Source organism: Bifidobacterium callimiconis (assembly GCF_003952005.1).
Taxonomy (GTDB): domain Bacteria; phylum Actinomycetota; class Actinomycetes; order Actinomycetales; family Bifidobacteriaceae; genus Galliscardovia; species Galliscardovia callimiconis.
Map to the genome: position 1 here is coordinate 121,477 of NZ_QXGJ01000002.1, position 17,877 is coordinate 139,353.

Here is a 17,877-nt window from a genome sequence, read left to right on the forward strand (position 1 = left end):
AATCCAGGCATGTACGTTCGTACACGTCTAGATTAGAACGTTCTATCCATAAGACACGCCGTTAGGCCTACCAAACGGAAGGTAATTTCGGCGGTGCCGGCGACGTCGTTGTCGCCCGCACCGCCGAATCGACTACTTCAGGCCCAGCCGACCGTCCTTCCACGGGCGGTGCAGCTTGCGGTCGATGCCGCGCAGACGCCACATGCGGTTCTGCGTGTCGACGTCGCTGAGCAGATAACCCGCCACGAACGGCTTGCGGAATCCTTCGAAGTCCACGCCATGGCCGATTTCTCCATAGGCGCGCATGCACGCCACGTTCGCGAATTCCTCGGCCAGCAGTTCATGCCGACGATCGGGGTCCAGCGCGTCGTCGCATTCGATGAGCCACTGACGGATCGAGAACACACCGCGAATACGGCGCTCGTCGATCAGTTTCATCATCGACTCGATCACGCGCAGACGGTTCGACCAGATCATGTCGCGCAGCACGTCAGCCTCGAATCCGACGAACGTGGTGCCCGACGCGTCGGCCGCGTCCTCGAGTTCGATCGCGGCCTGCTCCTCCAGCCACTGGAATCCCACGGTACGGTAGGCGGCCAACGCGAGCGCCGCACGCCATGCCATGGTGTCGGCGTGGTTCTGCGCCACCTTGGAGGCCACGAACTGGTACGGCTCCTGCAGCGTGGAGTCGGTGAACTCCTCCACGGTGCGCTTGCCCGGACGGTAGATCGTATGGGCGGTGCGGCGCAGACGCACCACACTCGATTCAGCCACGCGGTGGCAGATCTTAGCGAACTTGGTGGGGTCGAGGCTCGCGCCGCCCACCAGGAATCCGTCCACACCGTACCGGTGGATGATCTGCGCGGCGTTGTTCGGGTTCACGGAACCGCCGTAGAGGATGCGTACCTTGGCGGCCACGTCGGCGCCGAACGTGGCGTTGATGAAGTCACGGATGTCGGCGAGCGCCGATTCGATCACGGTCGGATCGGGCGGAGTGCCGGTGCCGATGCTCCATACGGGCTCGTAGGCCACGATCACCTTGCACATGTCTTCGGGAGAGAGCAGTCGCACCGCGGAGACGAGCTGGTTGAGCGCATAGTCGATGCCGATGCCGTCGTCGCGGCCGAGCTTGGTCTCGCCGATGCATACGATGGGCGTCATGCCGCTGTCGAGCACCACGCGCATCTTGCGGTCGATCTTCGCGTCGTCCTCGGGGTGGTAGCGGCGCTGTTCGGAATGGCCGAGCAGCACGTAGCGGCAGTCGAGCGCGGCGAGCATCTGGGCGCTGATGTCACCGGTGTAGGCGCCGGCGTCGAGTTCGCTCACGTTCTGGGCGCCGAAGGACAGTTCGCCGTTCAAGTCGGTCTTGCGGGCCATGTCGCGGATGGCCAGCAGGCTAGTGAACGAGGGCAGTACGCCGATCTCCACACGGTTGACGACCGTGCCGGTCTCCTCCATGCGTCGGGCCCAGTTCTGACCGGAGCCGGAATATTCCAGCAGCCATTGGCCGGCCTGACGGTGGTCGAGGTTCATCTTCCAGTTGCCGATGACCATCGGCGTGCGCACCGCGCTGTCGTTGTACTTCATAGTCGCTTACGCACCCCAGTTTTCGATGACGGGCTGACCCTTGTGATCGCCGAGCACCACGTAGCGGGCGGTGCCGAGTTCGAATTTGCGTCCTTCCACGGGAGGCAGGTCCACCCATGCCATGGTCACCAGTCGCAGGATGTGCGAGTGGGCCACGAGCAGCACGTCCTTGCCTTCGTCGGTGATGGCCTTCGCTTCGGCGACGACCTTCTTCGCGCGGGCGAATGCCTCGTCGAGCGTTTCGCCTTCGGTCAGGTTCACGGTGACCTGCTGGCCGTCGGGAAGGGTTTCGACGCGCTGGGCGCCGAGCGATTCGGGAACGGCCTGGGGGCCGTCGAGCCAGAGGTTCCATGCGCGGCCGAGCGCTTCGCTGATCTGTCCGCGGGTGCGGCCTTCGGCTCGACCGTAGTCCCATTCCATGAGTTCGTCACGGTATTCGGCGTCGAATCCGGCGAGTTTGGCGGTTTCGCTGGCGCGCTTGAGCGGCGAGCAGTAGACGGCGGCGAAGGGTTCCGGGTGAGCGGCGCGTACGCGTTCTCCGGCCTCGATGGCCTGCTGGCGACCGGTTTCGGTCAGCGGCACGTCGGTGCGTCCCGTGTGCTGTCCGGAGACGGCCCAGTAGGTCTGTCCGTGTCGAAGAAGATACGCTTTTCCTGGCTTCATGATGATGTTGGCTTTCCTGTGATGGTGATGTGGTACTGCTGCGTACGTCTATGATCGGGCGCGACCGCCACGATTGGGGATGGCCGCGCCCTTCTCCCATGGGGAGGGGATGTGCGCCGATGGACGTCGTTGCCCTCGGCGCATGATGTGTCGGGGTTGCGGTCGGTGTTCGCGATCCGCCGCGGCGGTCAGGCCACGACCGGGTCGAGCACCGACTTGTAGTCCACGGCCGTGGCGTGTCCGGCGCTGCCGAGCAGCTGCGCGACCTCGACGACCTTGGCGGTCATGGCCTTGCGGCCGGCCGCGTTCCACTTGCGCGGGTCGAAGAACTTCTTGCCTTCGCGGTGGGAACGCTGCTTGCCGTCGGCGGCGACGAGGAACGCGTCGATGCCGTTGGTGAACTCGTACTGGGTGTCGGTGTCGACGTTCATCTTGACCACGCCGTCCTTGACCGCGGCACGCACGTCGTCTTCGGACGAGCCGGAGCCGCCGTGGAACACGTACATGTTGCGCACGCCGGTCTTTTCGGCGATCTCGGAGAGGAGTTCGGGCTTGAGGTGCGGGATAACGGCGGTGCCGTGCGCGTTGCCGAAGGCCACGGCCAGCAGGTAGTCGTCCTCGTCGAGTCCGGCGTCGGTGAAGGTCTTCTGAATCACGGCCACGTCCTCGGGGGTGGAGTAGACGGCCTGATCGGCCACGCCGTCCTCCATACCGCCCCACTTGCCGCCGGCCTCGACCTCGAGCACGCCGTCGACGGCCTGGACCATCGGCAGCAGCTCCTTGATGGTTGCGGCGTTGTCGTGGATCTCGTCGTGGGAGCCGTCGAACATGAACGAGTCGAAGATCTTCTCCTCGCCGGCGTCCTTGAGCTTCTTGAGCTCCACGAGCAGCGGCTTGAGCCAGGTGTCCACGTAGTCGGCATGGCAGTGATCGGTGTGCAGAATGATCGGCACGTGGTGGCTCTTGCGCAGATCACGCATCATACGTCCGATGATGATCGAGCCTTCGACCGGATCACCCTTCGGGCTGGCCTGCTTGGCGCCGCCGATGCTCACCTGCACGAATCCGGCGCTGTTCGCCTGCTCCAGGCCTTCCATCGCCGCGATGGCGGTATCGAGATTGCTGATGTTGATGGCTGGGTAGGCATATCCCCCATTGTGCGCCTCATCAAGCAGATGCTTGACTTCGGTGGCCGTCATCGTGAAGGTGCTTCCGGTCGTTTCGCTCATATTCGTCCTCTTTTGGAACCGTGGGAAATGCATTCGAACGGGGGATTCCCTTGCGTCCCCGCCATGACCCATGGTCCCACTTTCCGGGAGTAAATTGCAAGCTCATCCGAAGGCAATCGACGACAACGTCCAAAGCTCACATAATCAGCACTCAAGAGCTCACAAATACGTTCATGACGGTCGATTTGAACGAAGCAAATAAACATAAAACAGAACAGAATCGCACGACACGCGAACACGAACGCGATTCCATGTGCGTTTCTGTGCATCATACGGCAAAATCGCACAGAAAAATCAAACATTTCGTGCGCTCAACCCACCCCGACTCCGCTTTCTTGACCATGCGCCCGTCCTACACGGCTCCACCGCACGCCTCAGCGACCACGATCCCCCGCTCGCGGCCGATCCGTCAGGTGCAGCGTTCCGAACTGGCCGCACGCCGTCAATGCAACGCACAATACGCAACGAGGAGGCGGTCCTCGGCATCGGCTCGCATCGGCGTGCATCAATCTCCAAGTTCTGCAGTAATTCGAGCCCATTGCAGACGTCAATCTCCAAGTTCTGAAGTTTCCGATCGCAAGAACCGAAATACGACCGGTGTAATTGGAACGGTCGTATTTCGGATAGACACCCCAGGAACTTCAGAACTTGGAGATTGATGTCTGCAGAGCCTCATAACCACTTCAGAACTTGGAGATAGCCGCACATCACCGAAGCGACCACCCATGTTTTGCGGTTTTCCGGCTCCCGTTGCCGAGACTCCGCTGCAGATGCGCCTGACACCTCCTCGGAAACGGACGCATCCGCTCATCCGCGATCGGACGGGCACACCGCAATCACGCCTTGGCGGCGGTACGCACCTTGGCCGGCTTGACCTCGAGATCCTTGACCTCCACATCGGGCACCTGCTCGGCGCGGGTCATGGCACTCAGCGACCTGATGCGCAGGGATGCGATCAGGCCGACGCAGGCGAGCACCACGGCGAATGCGAAGCCGAACCGGGAACCGGTGACGAACGCCTGGGCAGAATCGGCACCGGCGGCGAGGGCACGGGACTGGCCGGCACCGAGCAGCACGGTGGCCACGGCCGTGGCGATGGCGCCCCACACCTGCTGCAGCGTGTTGATGATGGTGCTGCCGTCGGTGGCGAGCTGCGGAGGCAGGGCCGCCAGGGCGGTGGACTGCGCCGGGCTCATCGTCAGCGGCACGCCGATCATGAGCACCACGTGTGCGGCGATGATGTAGCCGACGGAGCTCGTGGTGCCGGCGAGCATGAGCAGAGCCAGACCGATCACGGACACGACCAGACCGGAACGGACCAGGATCTTCGGGCCGATCGCGTCGAACAGGCGGCCGGAGAGCAACGAGACCACGGCGTTGATCACGCCGCCGGGCAGCATCACGAGTCCGGCCATGGCCGCGGGCACGCCCATGCCGTTCTGGATCTCCTGCGGCATGAGGTACATGGCGCACAGCGTGATGCCGAAGTTCATCATCACCACGATCGCACCGGTGGTGAACTGCGGAATGGCGAACGCGCGCAGATCGATGACCGGCACGTCCATACGCAGCTGGCGGCGACTGTACAGCGCCACGGCGATCACGCCGACGATCAGAATGCCGATGACGGCGGGAGACATACCGAACTCGCTGATCAGACTCACGCCGAGCACCAGACCACCGAAGCCGATCACCGAGGTCAGGCAGCTGAACGCGTCGATGCGCGGACGGGTGAGCTCATACGGATTGACCATGAACACCAGCGCGCACGCCAGCGCGACGGCCGCTACCACGGCGAAGAAGTAGAAGATCCAGCGCCAGCTGAACATGCCGATGAAGAATCCGGACAGGGTCGGGCCCACGGCCGGGGCGAACATGATGATCAGCGTGGTGGTGCCCATGGCGGCGCCGATCTTGTTCTTCGGGAACACCTCAAGCAGCACGGAGAACATCATGGGCAGCACCAGACCGGTGGAGATGCCCTGGATCATACGGCCGGCGAGCAGCACGGGGAACGTGGGCGCCAGACCGGAGATCAACGAACCAATCAGGAACGCGGCCAGCGCCACAATCAGCAGGTTCTTGGCACGGAACCACTTAAGCAGCAGTCCCACGAACGGCAGCACCACGCCGATCACCAGCATGTAGCCGACGACCAACCACTGGGCGGTGCCGGCGGTCACGCCGAACGTCTCCATCAGACTGGGCAGCGCGATGTTCATCGCCGTTTCGCTGAGCATGCCCAGGAACGCGCCCAGATACAATCCAAGCATCACCAGCGTGGGGTGCTTCACATCCACGCGGGCCTTCATTGTTTCATCGTGCCGTGTTTCCGGATGCCGTGTTTCGGCCATTCTCGTCTCAACCTTCCAATGTGCGTACAGTAGTTCAGGTCGAATCCGGACACGGCAAAGCGCACGCCCCGACGATGAATGCGTGAATTGCATGACTATGGCGCCGGAACGCGGCTATGCCGCTGTGGATTCCCCCCGACCGCAGGCCTTGTCGACCGCGGTTCTGATTGCGTCGATCGTAACGATCATGGATTCGATGTCGTCCATGCTGACTTTCGTCATAAGCTCGTGTTCGATGCGCTGCCGTACGCCGACGATGTAGCGGTCGACGTATTCCTCGCCGAGATCGGTGGTGCGGATGAGCACCACACGACCGTCGGTGGGATCGGATGTCTTTTCGAGCATGCCAAGATCCGTCATCTCGCGAATGATGCGGGTGACGTTGGGCATGCGCATGCCGAGCGCGGCGGCGATGTCGGACACCCTGGAGCATCCGTTGTCGCCACGCGTGCGACTGAGGGCATCGAGCACACGCAGGTGGATCGGGCGAACGCCGTCGGGCAGTTCGGGGACCAGCGTCGGCACCGAGGCGGCGGTACGCATGGCTTGCAGAATCCTGTCGAGCAGGTTGATATCCATGATCTCCACCATATCCCGGATCATGCCGGGATCTCGTTGTCGAACCGTTGACGTGTGTCACGATCGATATTTATTTATATATGATAATTATCTGCGATATATAGTTTACGACACCATGGGACCATGCGACACGCCGACACGACTGTCAGAAACGAAAAAAGCCCGGCACTCCCGATGTACGGGAATGCCGGGCACACGATGAGCCAGCCGTGAGACAGGCCGGAAACGACAACGTTCGGAATCAGTCGGACAGCATCTGCCGCACGGCGGAGAGAACGGCACGGATACCCTCTTCGAACACCTGCGGCTCGGGCAGCAACGAGACGGCGAGATAGCCGTTGGCCGTCATGTCGAAGAAGAATCCCGGCTGGGCGGTGGCGTGATGGTCGCGGATCAGCGACAGCACCAGTTCGCTCTCGTCTACGGACGAGGGGAATCGCAGCAGCACGTTCCACCCGCCTTCGGCCCTGAGCACGCTGACCACGCCGAGATCGTCCGCATCGAGCATGGCATGCAGCATGGTGAGATTCGCACGGGTGCGCTCACGCACACGATTCGTCTGCGACGCGGCGTCGGCGAGCAGTTCCGGCACACGGTCGGCGATGATGTCGCTCATGGGCAGGAAGTCGTCGGCGATCACGTCGAGCCGGGCCATGGCCTCGGCCACGTCGGCGTCCGGACCGGACACCCGGATCCAGCCGACCTTGGCGTGCGGTGCGGCGAGCATCTTCGAGAACCCGTCGAGCGCGAAGGTGAGCACGCCCCGCTCCCCCGCCAGACGCGCGTTGCCGCCGAACGGCTCGAGCGCATAGTCGTAGAACACCTCGTCGGCGATGATCGCCACGTCATGCCGTGCGCACAGTTCCACCAGCCGGCGCCGTTCGTCCGGCTTCACATAGGATCCGGTGGGGTTGTTCGGATTGATGAGCACCAGTGCGCGAATGTTCGGGGCCGAGGCGTCGGCCTCGGACTCGTCGAGCAGCCCCTCGATCTCGGCGATGTCGATCATCCACGAGCCGTCGTAGATCTGCGAGTATTCAACGGCCTCCACGTTCTCCAGCCGGGCGATCGATTCGATCAGCGGGTAGCCGGGCTTGGGGGCGAGCACCGCGTCGCCGGGGTCGCACAGCAGCTTCATCAGCCACGAATACGCCTCGGACGTGGAGCTCAGCAGATACAGATGGTCGGGATCCACGCCATCCGCGTCGGTCATGGACGGAGCATCGGCGTCGCCATCCACGCCGCCCGACGACAGAAACTCGGCGAGCGCGCGCCGGGCCGCGGACTGGCCGTGCGGGTTCGCCTCGTACACGCTGGGCACGCCGGCCGGCGCCAGTCCGTGCCGGGTGGGGTTGGAATCGTTGAGTTTGGTCAGGGTCACGCCGTCGCGCCGGGCCTGGAGCTCGGCCAGGCTGATGGCGTTGGGGCGTGACACGTCGACGCGATGGGAGAAATGCATGCCGTGCTCGGTCCGTATGCGTTCGTCTGCCGCTTGCTTCACTTCGCCGGCTTCAGCGGCGGCATGGGCTGCCAGTCGGGATCGTGCAGCAGCTTGTGCGAATCCCACCAGCCGCGGAAGATCTGCTTGAGGCCGTTGCCGAGGTGTCCGCGGTCCACGGCCACCAGGCGGATGATCTCCTTGGCGATGGTGGCGATGGTGCCCAGTCCGAACAGGAATCCGCGGTAGTCGCCGTGCGCCATGAAGTAGCGGGCCATGTAGCCGCGGTTGCGCAGGATGTGGTAGCGGTTCATGTCGGAGGTGGAGTTGAGCTGGCGCAAGCCGCCGATGTCCCAGTTACCGATCTCGCGGGTGCGGCGCATCACGCGGTCGGGCACGATGATCGGGTTGGTGACCTTGCTGGCCAGGTATCCGTAGATCGTGTCGTCCCAGTAGATGAAGAATCGGGGATCGGGGAAGCCGATCTGCTCCACGATGTTGCGACGGAACAGGCCGCCTTCGAAGCACATGGTGTTCATCACGCGGTAGCCGGCCGGCCCGAATGCGGCGGGCGCGATCGGGTTGGGGATACCCAGCGGCACGATGAAGTGGTACTGCCAGTAGAACGGACCGCCGTCGTAGTCGTATCGGCTGCCCTGGATCACGTCGTGGGTGGGCATCCACTTGGCGAGCTTGGCCATGCCGTCGGGTTCGATGGCCACGTCGTCGTCCATAACCCAGAACCATTCGGCGCCCAGTTCGTATGCCTTCTTCACGCCGGCCGAGAAGCCGCCGGATCCGCCGAGGTTGTCGGACTGCGGCGCGTATACCACGCGGTTGAGGTTGCCGTCGGTGTCGGCGATCGTCTTGCCCCATTGTGCGGTGACCTTGTCGGAGAATTCCTCGACCATGGCACGTGTCTTGTCGGAGTGCTCGTTGTCGACGATCACGATGCGCCACGGCGCGATGGTCGAGGCGAGGAACGATGCGAACAGCGTCTTGAGCAGTTCCTGACGCTTGTACGTCACCACGACGATGGCGAGCTTGTCCGTCACCTTCGTCTTTTTCTCAGCCGTTTTCTTCGCTGTTTTCTTAGCCGTTGCTTTCTCGGTCTTCTGCGCAGTCATAGTGTCCATTGTGACACTGCCACACGAAAAATCGAGCTGATACCGCGTTCCAGATTCATCCGATACCGAAAACCGGTCATGCGGCCCGTCGCCCATTATCGCCTGTGCTACAGTCGGGAACGCAAAAGTTTCAGGGCGGGGTGAGATTCCCCACTGGCGGTGATGATGCGATCGACGTTCATAACGATCGGCGTCAAAGCCCGCGAACCGCGAGAGGCGGCCGATCCGGTGTGACTCCGGAGCCAACGGTACAGTCCGGATGAGAGAAACGAGGTGCTCGCATGAGCGTATCTTCGCATACCGATACCCATTCCACCGGCGTGGCCGATTCGGGTCGCTGGTCCACCAAACGCATCGCCGTCTACGCACTGTTCGTGGCACTGGCCATGGTCACCAGTTTCATCGAACTGCCGATCTTCCCGGCGGCGCCGTATCTCAAATATGATCCGTCGGGCATCGTGTGCCTGATCGCCGGTTTCGCCTTTGGCCCGTCCGCGGCCGTGATCGTCAGCGTGCTGGGCTTCGTACCGCATATGTTCGGCGATCCGTGGGGTTCGATCATGGCGATCGCCGTGGCCTTGGCGCTGAGTGTGCCGGCCTCGCTGATCTACAAGCGTTGGAAGACCCGCAAGGGCGCCACCGCCGGCATTCTGGTGGGCGCCGTAGTGGCGTTGACCATCGCGATCGTCGGCAATCTGCTGATCACGCCGATCTACGCGCATATGACGGTCGCACAGGTGGCGGCCATGATCGTGCCGGTGCTGCTGCCGTTCAATCTGCTCAAGTTCGTCATTCATGGCATCGTCACGTTCCTGATCTACAAGCCGATCTCCGATCTGCTGAACAAGACCCGCTGAGGCTCGTTCCGTCGATTTCCCTTATCAACCGCGGTGTGCGTATCGTGACGTATCGATGCGCACACCGTTCTTTGCTGTTCACCGTCTCCCAGGAAAGGTCCAGATCCCGTGACATCCCCTATTGCCGTGCTGCACGACGTACGTTTCAGCTATGACAATGGCGACACCTGGGCGTTGGATGACGTGGATCTGACGATTGGCGCCGGCGAGCGAGTGGCCATCGTCGGCGCCAACGGATCCGGCAAATCCACATTGGGACGGCTGATCGCCGGACTGGCCGCACCGGATTCCGGCACGATCGATCTGCTTGACGAGCCGGTGTTCCGCGACGGACGGGCAAATGCGAGCGCGTATCGTGCGGCATGGCACGGCATCGGCGCGGTGTTTCAGAATCCCGAGGATCAGATCGTCACCACCGTGACCGAGGATGATGTGGCGTTCGGACCGGAGAACCTCGGCGTGCCGCGGGAGCGCATCGGCGAGCGCATCGGCACGGCGTTGCGGCGTGTGGGCATGGACGGATTCGAGGCAAACGATCCGACACGCATGTCGGGCGGACAGCAGCAGCGTGTGGCCATCGCCGGCATGCTCGCCATGCGGCCGCGCATGCTGGTGCTTGACGAGCCGACTGCGATGCTTGATGAATCCGGCCGCGAAGAGATCATGCGCGTACTCGGCGAACTGCACGATCACGGTGTGACGATCGTGCACATCACTCATGCCGAGGACGAGGCCGCGTTGGCCGACCGCGTCATCCGCATGGACCACGGACGTATCGTCGGCGACGGCGTCTCAGGCGCAGCTCCCCTCAGTCCGCCATACGGCGGCCAGCTCCCCTCAAAGAGGGGAGCCACAGCACAACCCTCATCCACGTTCCATACCATCGGCTCCCCTCTTAGAGGGGAGCCGTCTGCGCAGCAGACTGAGGGGAGCCCCCGCTCAATCGCATCCACGTCGGAATCACCAACCTCCTCCCCCATCATCTCCCTCTCCCACGTCTCCTTCTCCTACGCCAAAAACACCCCCGTCCTCACCGACGTCAACCTCACCATCGAGCCCGGCGAGACCGTGGCGATCATGGGGCACAACGGCTGCGGAAAATCCACGCTCACCCGTCTGCTCTGCGCGTTGGAGGCCCCCAACCGCGGCAGCATCACCGTCGACGGCATTCCGGTCGCCCGTGATACCGGTCGAGGCGCCAAGCCGCTGCGCCGTCGCGACCGCAAACGTCTCCGCGCCACCATCGGCTATGTCATGCAGCATCCCGAACGGCAGCTGTTTGCGGAAACCGTGGCCGAGGACGTGGCCTTCGGTCCCCGTAATCTCGGACTCGACGGATCCGAACTCGACGAGCGCGTCTCCCAGACGCTGAAGCCCCTCGGGCTTTCGCATCTCGCTGGCCGGTCTCCGTTCGACCTTTCCGGCGGACAGCAGCGCATGGTCGCCATTGCCGGCATTCTAGCGTGGCGGCCGAAGATCCTTGTCATGGACGAGCCGACCAGCAGTCTCGATACGTCAGCCACGCAGCGCATCCATACATTGATCGACGATCTCAGGACACAGGGCGTCACCGTGATCATCGTTACGCATGATCGTGCCGAAGCCGAACTTGCCGATCGTGTGATCACCCTTGGAGATCACGCCGACGACGACCACAGGCCTGCCGAATCCCGGCAGCCGCGACCGTCCTTCATCGCCGCGCTTGACCCACGGGTGAAGATGGTGCTGTTCCTGATCATGATGTTCACCGCGTTCGCCATCGGCACGCCCATGCAATTGGCCGTGGCGGCGCTGACGGTGACGCTGATTCTTGCCGCCTCCCGACTCGGACCGGTGTCGGTGCTGCACTCGGTGCGGATGCTGCTCGCCCTGTTCGTCGTCATGAGCGCGCTCAATGTGTTCTTTGTCCGTACGGGCACACCGCTCGCGCATATCGGCCCGATTCCGATCACCGACGACGGCCTTTGGACGGCATTGGTCTATGCGGGACGCCTGGCCCTGGTGGTGATTCTTGGCGCGATCATGCTCGGCACCACCACGCCGGTACGACTGACCGACGCCTTCGGTTCGCTCTTGTCGCCGTTGTCACGGATCGGCGTGCATACCGGTGAGATCGCGCTGACGATGAGTCTGGCATTACGGTTTATTCCCACGCTGACGCAGGAAACGAGGGATGTGATCGATGCACAGTCGGCGCGCGGCGGCAGCATCGAATCCGGTACGCCCATGCAGCGACTGCAGGCGTTGACGGCAATCATCGTTCCGGTGTTCGCCGGCGCGTTGCGTCATGCCGACAATCTGGGACTCGCGCTCGATGCCCGTTCCTACGAGGGCGGAGCGCATCGCACCCATTACCGTATGATGCGCGTCGGCGGCCGCGACATCGCGTTCGCCGGCATGGTCGTCGTCTACCTCGCCGCGCTGATTGCGCTGGCCTTCATCGCCTGATCCAATTTCTACATTTGGACTATCAAATCCACACACGCATTCCGACTCAGGATAACGAAAAAGGGGTTGGGAGCCAGATATTGCTCTGACTTCCAACCCCTTTACGGGTATGACCGTTTGGTCGATTACTCGGCCTTGTCCGTTCCGGTCTCGCCTTCGGTGACGGCCACCGGTTCGGCAGTATCCGCAGGCTTGTCGTCCGCATCCTTCGCCGGCTCGGCATCCAGAATCGGCTTGCCCACGAACGTGAACTCACCCAGAAGACCCTCGCCCTGCGCATCAACGGCCACGGCCTCGTTGTCGCCAAGTTCGCCGAGCAGAATCTTCTCGGAGATGGCGTCCTCGATGTCGCGCTGGATCACGCGGCGCAGCGGGCGGGCGCCCAGCAGCGGGTCGAAGCCCTTCTCCGCGAGCAGATCCTTGGCCTTGTCGGTCAGTTCGATCGACATGTGGCGCTCGAACAGACGATCGTTGAGACGCTTGACGTCGAGATCCACGATCTGACGCACCTGCGGCTCGGTGAGCTGGCGGAACACGATGATGTCGTCCAGACGGTTGAGGAACTCGGGACGGAACTGCTGCTTGAGTTCCGAGCTGACCTGATCCTTCATGCGCTGGTAGCTCGTCTCGGTGTTGCCGCCCACGTTGAAGCCGGTGTTGGCGGCCTTGGCGATATCGCGGGTACCGAGGTTGGTGGTGAGGATGATGATGGTGTTCTTGAAGTCCACCTTGCGGCCCTGACCGTCGGTCAGATGGCCGTCATCCAGCACCTGCAGCAGCGTGTTGAAGATGTCGGGGTGAGCCTTCTCGATCTCGTCGAACAGCACCACGGAGAACGGCTTGCGACGCACCTTCTCGGTGAGCTCGCCGCCCTCCTCGTAACCGACGTATCCCGGAGGCGCACCGAACAGACGCGAGGCGGCGTACTTCTCGGAGAACTCCGACATATCCACGCGGATCAGTGCATCCTCGTCGTCGAACAGGAACTCGGCGAGCGCCTTGGCCAGCTCGGTCTTGCCCACGCCGGTGGGGCCGGCGAAGATGAACGAGCCAGCGGGACGCTTCGGATCCTTGAGGCCCACACGGGCGCGGCGGATCGAGCGGGACAGCGCGGTGACCGCGTCGTCCTGACCGATGATGCGCTTGTGCAGCTCCTTCTCCATGTTGAGCAGCTTCTTGGACTCGGCCTGGGTGAGCTTGAACACGGGGATGCCTGTGGTGGCGGAGATCACCTGGGCGATGACGTCCTCGTCCACGGTCATGGACACGTCGGACTCGCCTTCACGCCAGGACTGTTCCTTCTCCTTGCGCTCGGATTCCAGTTTTTCCTGACGGTCGCGCAGTTCGGCGGCCTTCTCGAAGTCCTGGTCCTTGATGGCCTGATCCTTGTCCGCGCTCACCTTGGCGATCTTGGCGTCGATCTCCTTGAGCTCCGGCGGGGCGGTCAGACGCTTGATGCGCAGTCGGGCACCGGCCTCGTCGATCAGGTCGATGGCCTTGTCCGGCAGGTTGCGGTCCTGAATGTACCGGGCGGACAGCTCGGCCGCGGACTGCAGGGCACCGTCGGTGATGGTCACGTGGTGATGGTTCTCGTAACGCTCGCGCAGACCCTTGAGGATCTCGATGGTCTCGGCGATCGTCGGTTCGGGCACCTGGATCGGCTGGAAACGACGTTCGAGGGCCGCATCCTTCTCGATGTACTTGCGGTACTCCTCGGTGGTGGTGGCGCCGATGGTCTGGAGCTCGCCACGGGCCAGCATGGGCTTGAGCATGTCGGATGCGCCCAGCGCGCCGTCGGCGGAACCGGCGCCGACGATCGTGTGGATCTCGTCGATGAACAGCACGATGTCGCCGCGGGTCTTGATCTCCTTGAGCACCTTCTTGAGGCGTTCCTCGAAATCACCGCGATAGCGGGAACCGGCCACCATGGAGCCGAGGTCAAGCGAATACACCTGCTTGCCCTTGAGGGTCTCGGGCACGTCGCCGGCGTTGATCTTCTGGGCGAGGCCCTCCACGACGGCGGTCTTGCCGACGCCGGGCTCGCCGATCAGCACGGGGTTGTTCTTGGTGCGGCGGGACAGCACCACCATCACGCGCTCGATCTCCTTGGAACGGCCGATGACCGGATCAAGCTTGCCTGCGGCGGCCTCCGCGGTGAGATTGCGGCCGAACTGGTCGAGGATGGCGGAGCCGGTCTGGCTGCCCTTGTTCTGCACGCCGCCGGCGTTGGCCAGATCGCCCTTCTCGCTGTCGGAGCCCTCATGGCTGCCGCGGATCAGATCGATGGTGGCGGTGCGCAGCTCGCCCAGATCCACATCCATCTTGATGAGCACCTGGGTGCCCACGCCTTCGCCCTCGCGAATCAGACCAAGCAGGATGTGCTCGGTGCCGATGTAGCTGTGGCCCAGCTGCAGCGCCTCACGCAGGCTCAGTTCGAGCACCTGCTTGGCGTGCGGAGTGAATGGAATGTGTCCGTTCGGAGCGGCATTGCCCTTGCCGATCATCTCCTCCACCTGCTTGCGGGTGGCGTCCAGCTCGACTCCCTTGGAAGCCAGAGCCTTGGCGGCCACGCCCTCGCCCTCGCGAATCAGGCCAAGCAGCAGGTGTTCCGTACCGATGTAGTTATGCTGGAGCGCACGTGCCTCCTCCTGGGCAAGCACAATGACGCGCCGCGCACGGTCGGTGAACCGTTCGAACATGCTTTGTCCTCCCTAATAAAACTCTGTATCACTTTACCGATTTGCAGTGACGAACATTCCCCCGCTCTCACATATTGCGCTGTAAACGCAAAAAGATGGAAGGGGCCGGCCGCGCTCCCCGATGTTCCCGCGCCCGTCGGCTATGCTGGGGACTACAACGACGTACATCAGGAGGTGCATCATGACCAACGATGGCATCAACGGGGGTAAGGGAATGAACGGCGGTCTGCAGGACATCGTCGTCGGTGTGGACGGCTCCTCGGAGTCGTTCGCCGCATTGCGCTGGGCTCTGAACGAGGCGGGCAAGACCGGTCAGCAGGTGAACGCCGTGTTCGGCTGGACGCATTCGTGGGACATGGGTTCCGAACCGGATGACGATGAGTCGTGGAACAAGGTCCGTCACGAGATTGCGCGAACCCTGCGCGGATGGGTGGACGAGGCGTCGCGCGGCATCGCCTTCAACCCCGAAAATCTCAAACTCACTTCGGTGAAGGCGTCCGGTTCGGCGGCATTGTTGCAGATCGGCGCCGACGCCCAGCAGATCGTGGTCGGACGGCGCAATCTGGGCCGCGTGGCCCGCTGGTTCCTGGGATCGTCGTCATCCTCGTTGGCCGAGGAGGCCAAGGTGCCGGTGACGGTGGTGCGCGGCGACGAGGACAAGGACTCCCCCGTTTCCGTGCAGGACAGCATCGCCCGTTCGCTCAGTCCGGAGAGCTTCGACCAGCGCGGCGGCGATGGCAGCGGACTGCGGCCGGTCGTGGTGGGCATCGACGGTTCCAAGACCTCGCAGCGTGCTTTGGATTTCGCTATCTACGAGGCGTCCGTCGATGGACGGCCGTTGCACGTGCTGTTCTGCTGGCAGATGAAGGATCTGGGGGCCATCGAGGGCTATGAGACGACGGTGCCGTCCATTGCCGTCGGTCAGGAGCATGCCGAGAAGATTCTGGCCTCGGTAGTCGAGCGCGTCGAGCTGCCGTCGAACGTGACGATGACGACCAGCGCGTTCCACATCGCCGCCGGCAAGGGACTTGTCAGCGCATCACGTTATGCGAATCGCGTGGTAGTGGGTTCGCGGGGCCTGTCCGGTTTGGATGCGCATTTCCTGGGTTCGGTCTCCCGTCAGGTGGTGGACGAGGCCGAGTGCACCGTCACCGTGGTGCACTGACGACGATTGCCGGTATGCAGTATGCAGAACAGTATGGCTGCATACCGCATACCAATATGACGGTATGCCATACGATGAATAACGCCCGCGACGAATGTCGATGCATTCGCCGCGGGCGTTATTCATTCACGGTTCGCGATTATCGATCATATCGATCCGGACGATTGATCCGCGCAATCGTCGGATGCCGACGTCCGTCCGAATCGCTTACTTGGACCGTTTGGGCATCTGCGACAGGAACACGATGGTGTGTCCGTTGCGCATGCCGAGATAGTGGCCGTTGTCGTCAAACGTGCCTGCGTCGGCTCCCTGCGCGGCTTCCATGGCCTCGATGTCACCACGCTCCTCGCGCGGCGCCTGTTCGACGATGTCGATGTGCATGTCATCGTAGGCGGGCTTGGACTGGATCCACAGGCTGCTCGGCTCCGGCGGCTCGATCTCGGAATGCTCGCCGCAACCGTGGTCGCGGGACACCACACGACCATCGTCCGGACTCCACTTGTTGGCGCAGACGCCGAACATGAGGTTCAGTTCGCCCTGCAACGGAATGAAGAAGCCGCAGGTCTGGCAGGCCAGTCCGTCTGCGGTCTTGGTGGACAGCGATTTGGGACCGTGGGGACCGGAATACCAACGTTCGGCGGCCTGCGCGCGACCGAGGGGGGTCAGAACCCTCCTGCGGGACAGTTCGAATTCGTTGGCGACACGGATCTTCGATGCAATCGGCTCGTCATGGCTGACGGTCTCGTCCTCGACATCGTTGGTCTCCGCCGCGGCGGCATCATCCGAGCTTTCCGGTTCCGACGTTTCGGCGGAATCACCCTGCTCGGCGGCGCTCACTGTCGGCGCGTCGGCCTTCCCGTCCTCGTCCGCGGTCTTCTCCGCATCGGCGTCGAATCCGTCCTCCAGACGCGGATCGTCCGGCTCGGTGCCGAGCGCGTCGGTCACCGCCAGATCGGAGGGCAGCAGACGATCCTTCCACGGAATCCACTGCGGAGGCATGAGCGAGTCCTCGCCGGGAATCAACGACGACTCGCTGACCGTCCACAGTCCCCGTTCCTCGTCGTGATACAGCATGACCGACCACTGCCAGCCTTCATAGCCGGGAATATGGGCGGCGAACCGGAAATCGGATACGCTGTCCTCCAGCTCCTGAACGCCGAGGAAGTCGCCGACCTGAGAGTCGTCGTCCGCCACCTCGAAGGCCACGGCATGGGCCATGAGACGGGGGTCGGTTGCGGTCGTCTCGACGTCGTTCACGACGTCCTCATTCGTGTTATCGGTCACGGGGCATCAGTCCTGAACGTCGAAGTTGTCCGCCACGGCGCGCAGCAGGGTGGCGAGTTTCTTGGAATCCGCCTGCGACGGGTAGCGGTGACGGCGCAGACCATTGCCGGCCGCATCGAGCAGCTTGATCAGGTCCTCCACAATTGCGGCCATATCGTCCGGCTTGGGACGGCTGGCCTTGACCATGGACGGCATGGGACCGATCACGGTCACGCCCATGGCCTGCGGGCCCTTGCGGCCGTCGATCACCGAGAACTCCACCTTGGCACCCTTGCGCAACGTAGTGGTGCCCTGGGGCAACGCCGTGGCGGGCATGAACACGTCCTTGCCATCGTCACCGGTGATGAAGCCGTAGCCTTTTTTCGCGTCAAACCAACGAACTTTTCCGCTGGGCATACCAAATACACCTCACTGATTACGACAGTCGATCTCTTCACACATCGGCTT

At 63.0% G+C, this 17,877-nt stretch carries 13 protein-coding genes and 1 riboswitch; of the genes, 3 read left to right on the forward strand and 10 right to left on the reverse strand.

Going from position 1 to position 17,877, the window contains the following annotated elements; translation table 11 throughout:
* Positions 1-132: 132 nt before the first annotated feature.
* From tpiA to D2E23_RS02670, 7 genes are all read right to left on the reverse strand, one after another.
* Positions 133-1,587 (reverse strand): triose-phosphate isomerase, encoded by a 1,455-nt coding sequence (gene tpiA, locus D2E23_RS02640; protein WP_126029454.1) that lies wholly within the window; start codon positions 1,585-1,587, stop codon positions 133-135.
* A 6-nt stretch (positions 1,588-1,593) separates the two neighbouring features.
* Positions 1,594-2,250, reverse strand: a complete 657-nt coding sequence (locus tag D2E23_RS02645; protein ID WP_126029455.1) for a histidine phosphatase family protein — start codon at positions 2,248-2,250, stop codon at positions 1,594-1,596.
* A gap of 188 nt (positions 2,251-2,438) precedes the next feature.
* On the reverse strand, positions 2,439-3,479 hold the full coding sequence (locus D2E23_RS02650) for a class II fructose-bisphosphate aldolase (protein ID WP_164520640.1): 1,041 nt from the start codon (positions 3,477-3,479) through the stop codon (positions 2,439-2,441).
* Positions 3,480-4,315: 836 nt separating this feature from the next.
* Positions 4,316-5,833: an MDR family MFS transporter gene (locus D2E23_RS02655; RefSeq protein ID WP_241227182.1), complete on the reverse strand. Its 1,518-nt coding sequence runs from the start codon at positions 5,831-5,833 to the stop codon at positions 4,316-4,318.
* A gap of 114 nt (positions 5,834-5,947) precedes the next feature.
* Positions 5,948-6,436 (reverse strand): MarR family winged helix-turn-helix transcriptional regulator, encoded by a 489-nt coding sequence (locus D2E23_RS02660; protein ID WP_126029457.1) that lies wholly within the window; start codon positions 6,434-6,436, stop codon positions 5,948-5,950.
* A 217-nt stretch (positions 6,437-6,653) separates the two neighbouring features.
* Complete coding sequence (locus tag D2E23_RS02665; protein WP_126029610.1) at positions 6,654-7,871, reverse strand: pyridoxal phosphate-dependent aminotransferase; 1,218 nt, start codon at positions 7,869-7,871, stop codon at positions 6,654-6,656.
* A gap of 38 nt (positions 7,872-7,909) precedes the next feature.
* A complete protein-coding gene (locus D2E23_RS02670; RefSeq protein ID WP_476534127.1) occupies positions 7,910-8,977 on the reverse strand; it encodes a glycosyltransferase family 2 protein in 1,068 nt (355 codons plus the stop codon).
* A gap of 122 nt (positions 8,978-9,099) precedes the next feature.
* Positions 9,100-9,252, forward strand: a riboswitch (FMN riboswitch).
* Positions 9,253-9,258: 6 nt separating this feature from the next.
* Here D2E23_RS02670 and D2E23_RS02675 point away from each other — a divergent pair.
* Both D2E23_RS02675 and D2E23_RS02680 read left to right on the forward strand, forming a co-directional pair.
* Positions 9,259-9,834: an ECF transporter S component gene (locus D2E23_RS02675; protein WP_126029459.1), complete on the forward strand. Its 576-nt coding sequence runs from the start codon at positions 9,259-9,261 to the stop codon at positions 9,832-9,834.
* Positions 9,835-9,942: 108 nt separating this feature from the next.
* Entirely contained in the window at positions 9,943-12,282 is a 2,340-nt protein-coding gene (locus D2E23_RS02680; RefSeq protein ID WP_126029460.1) for an energy-coupling factor transporter ATPase, read from the forward strand.
* 125 nt (positions 12,283-12,407) lie between these two features.
* Here the strand turns inward: D2E23_RS02680 and D2E23_RS02685 are convergent, their stop codons facing one another.
* Positions 12,408-14,981, reverse strand: coding sequence for an ATP-dependent Clp protease ATP-binding subunit (locus tag D2E23_RS02685; protein WP_126029461.1), 2,574 nt, complete (start codon positions 14,979-14,981; stop codon positions 12,408-12,410).
* Positions 14,982-15,162: 181 nt separating this feature from the next.
* Between D2E23_RS02685 and D2E23_RS02690 the strand changes: the two genes are divergently transcribed.
* On the forward strand, positions 15,163-16,146 hold the full coding sequence (locus tag D2E23_RS02690) for a universal stress protein (protein WP_126029462.1): 984 nt from the start codon (positions 15,163-15,165) through the stop codon (positions 16,144-16,146).
* 207 nt (positions 16,147-16,353) lie between these two features.
* Here the strand turns inward: D2E23_RS02690 and D2E23_RS02695 are convergent, their stop codons facing one another.
* Positions 16,354-17,364 (reverse strand): DUF3027 domain-containing protein, encoded by a 1,011-nt coding sequence (locus D2E23_RS02695; RefSeq protein WP_126029611.1) that lies wholly within the window; start codon positions 17,362-17,364, stop codon positions 16,354-16,356.
* A gap of 72 nt (positions 17,365-17,436) precedes the next feature.
* A complete protein-coding gene (locus D2E23_RS02700) occupies positions 17,437-17,826 on the reverse strand; it encodes a cold-shock protein (RefSeq protein ID WP_126029463.1) in 390 nt (129 codons plus the stop codon).
* Between the last annotated feature and the right edge of the window lie 51 nt (positions 17,827-17,877).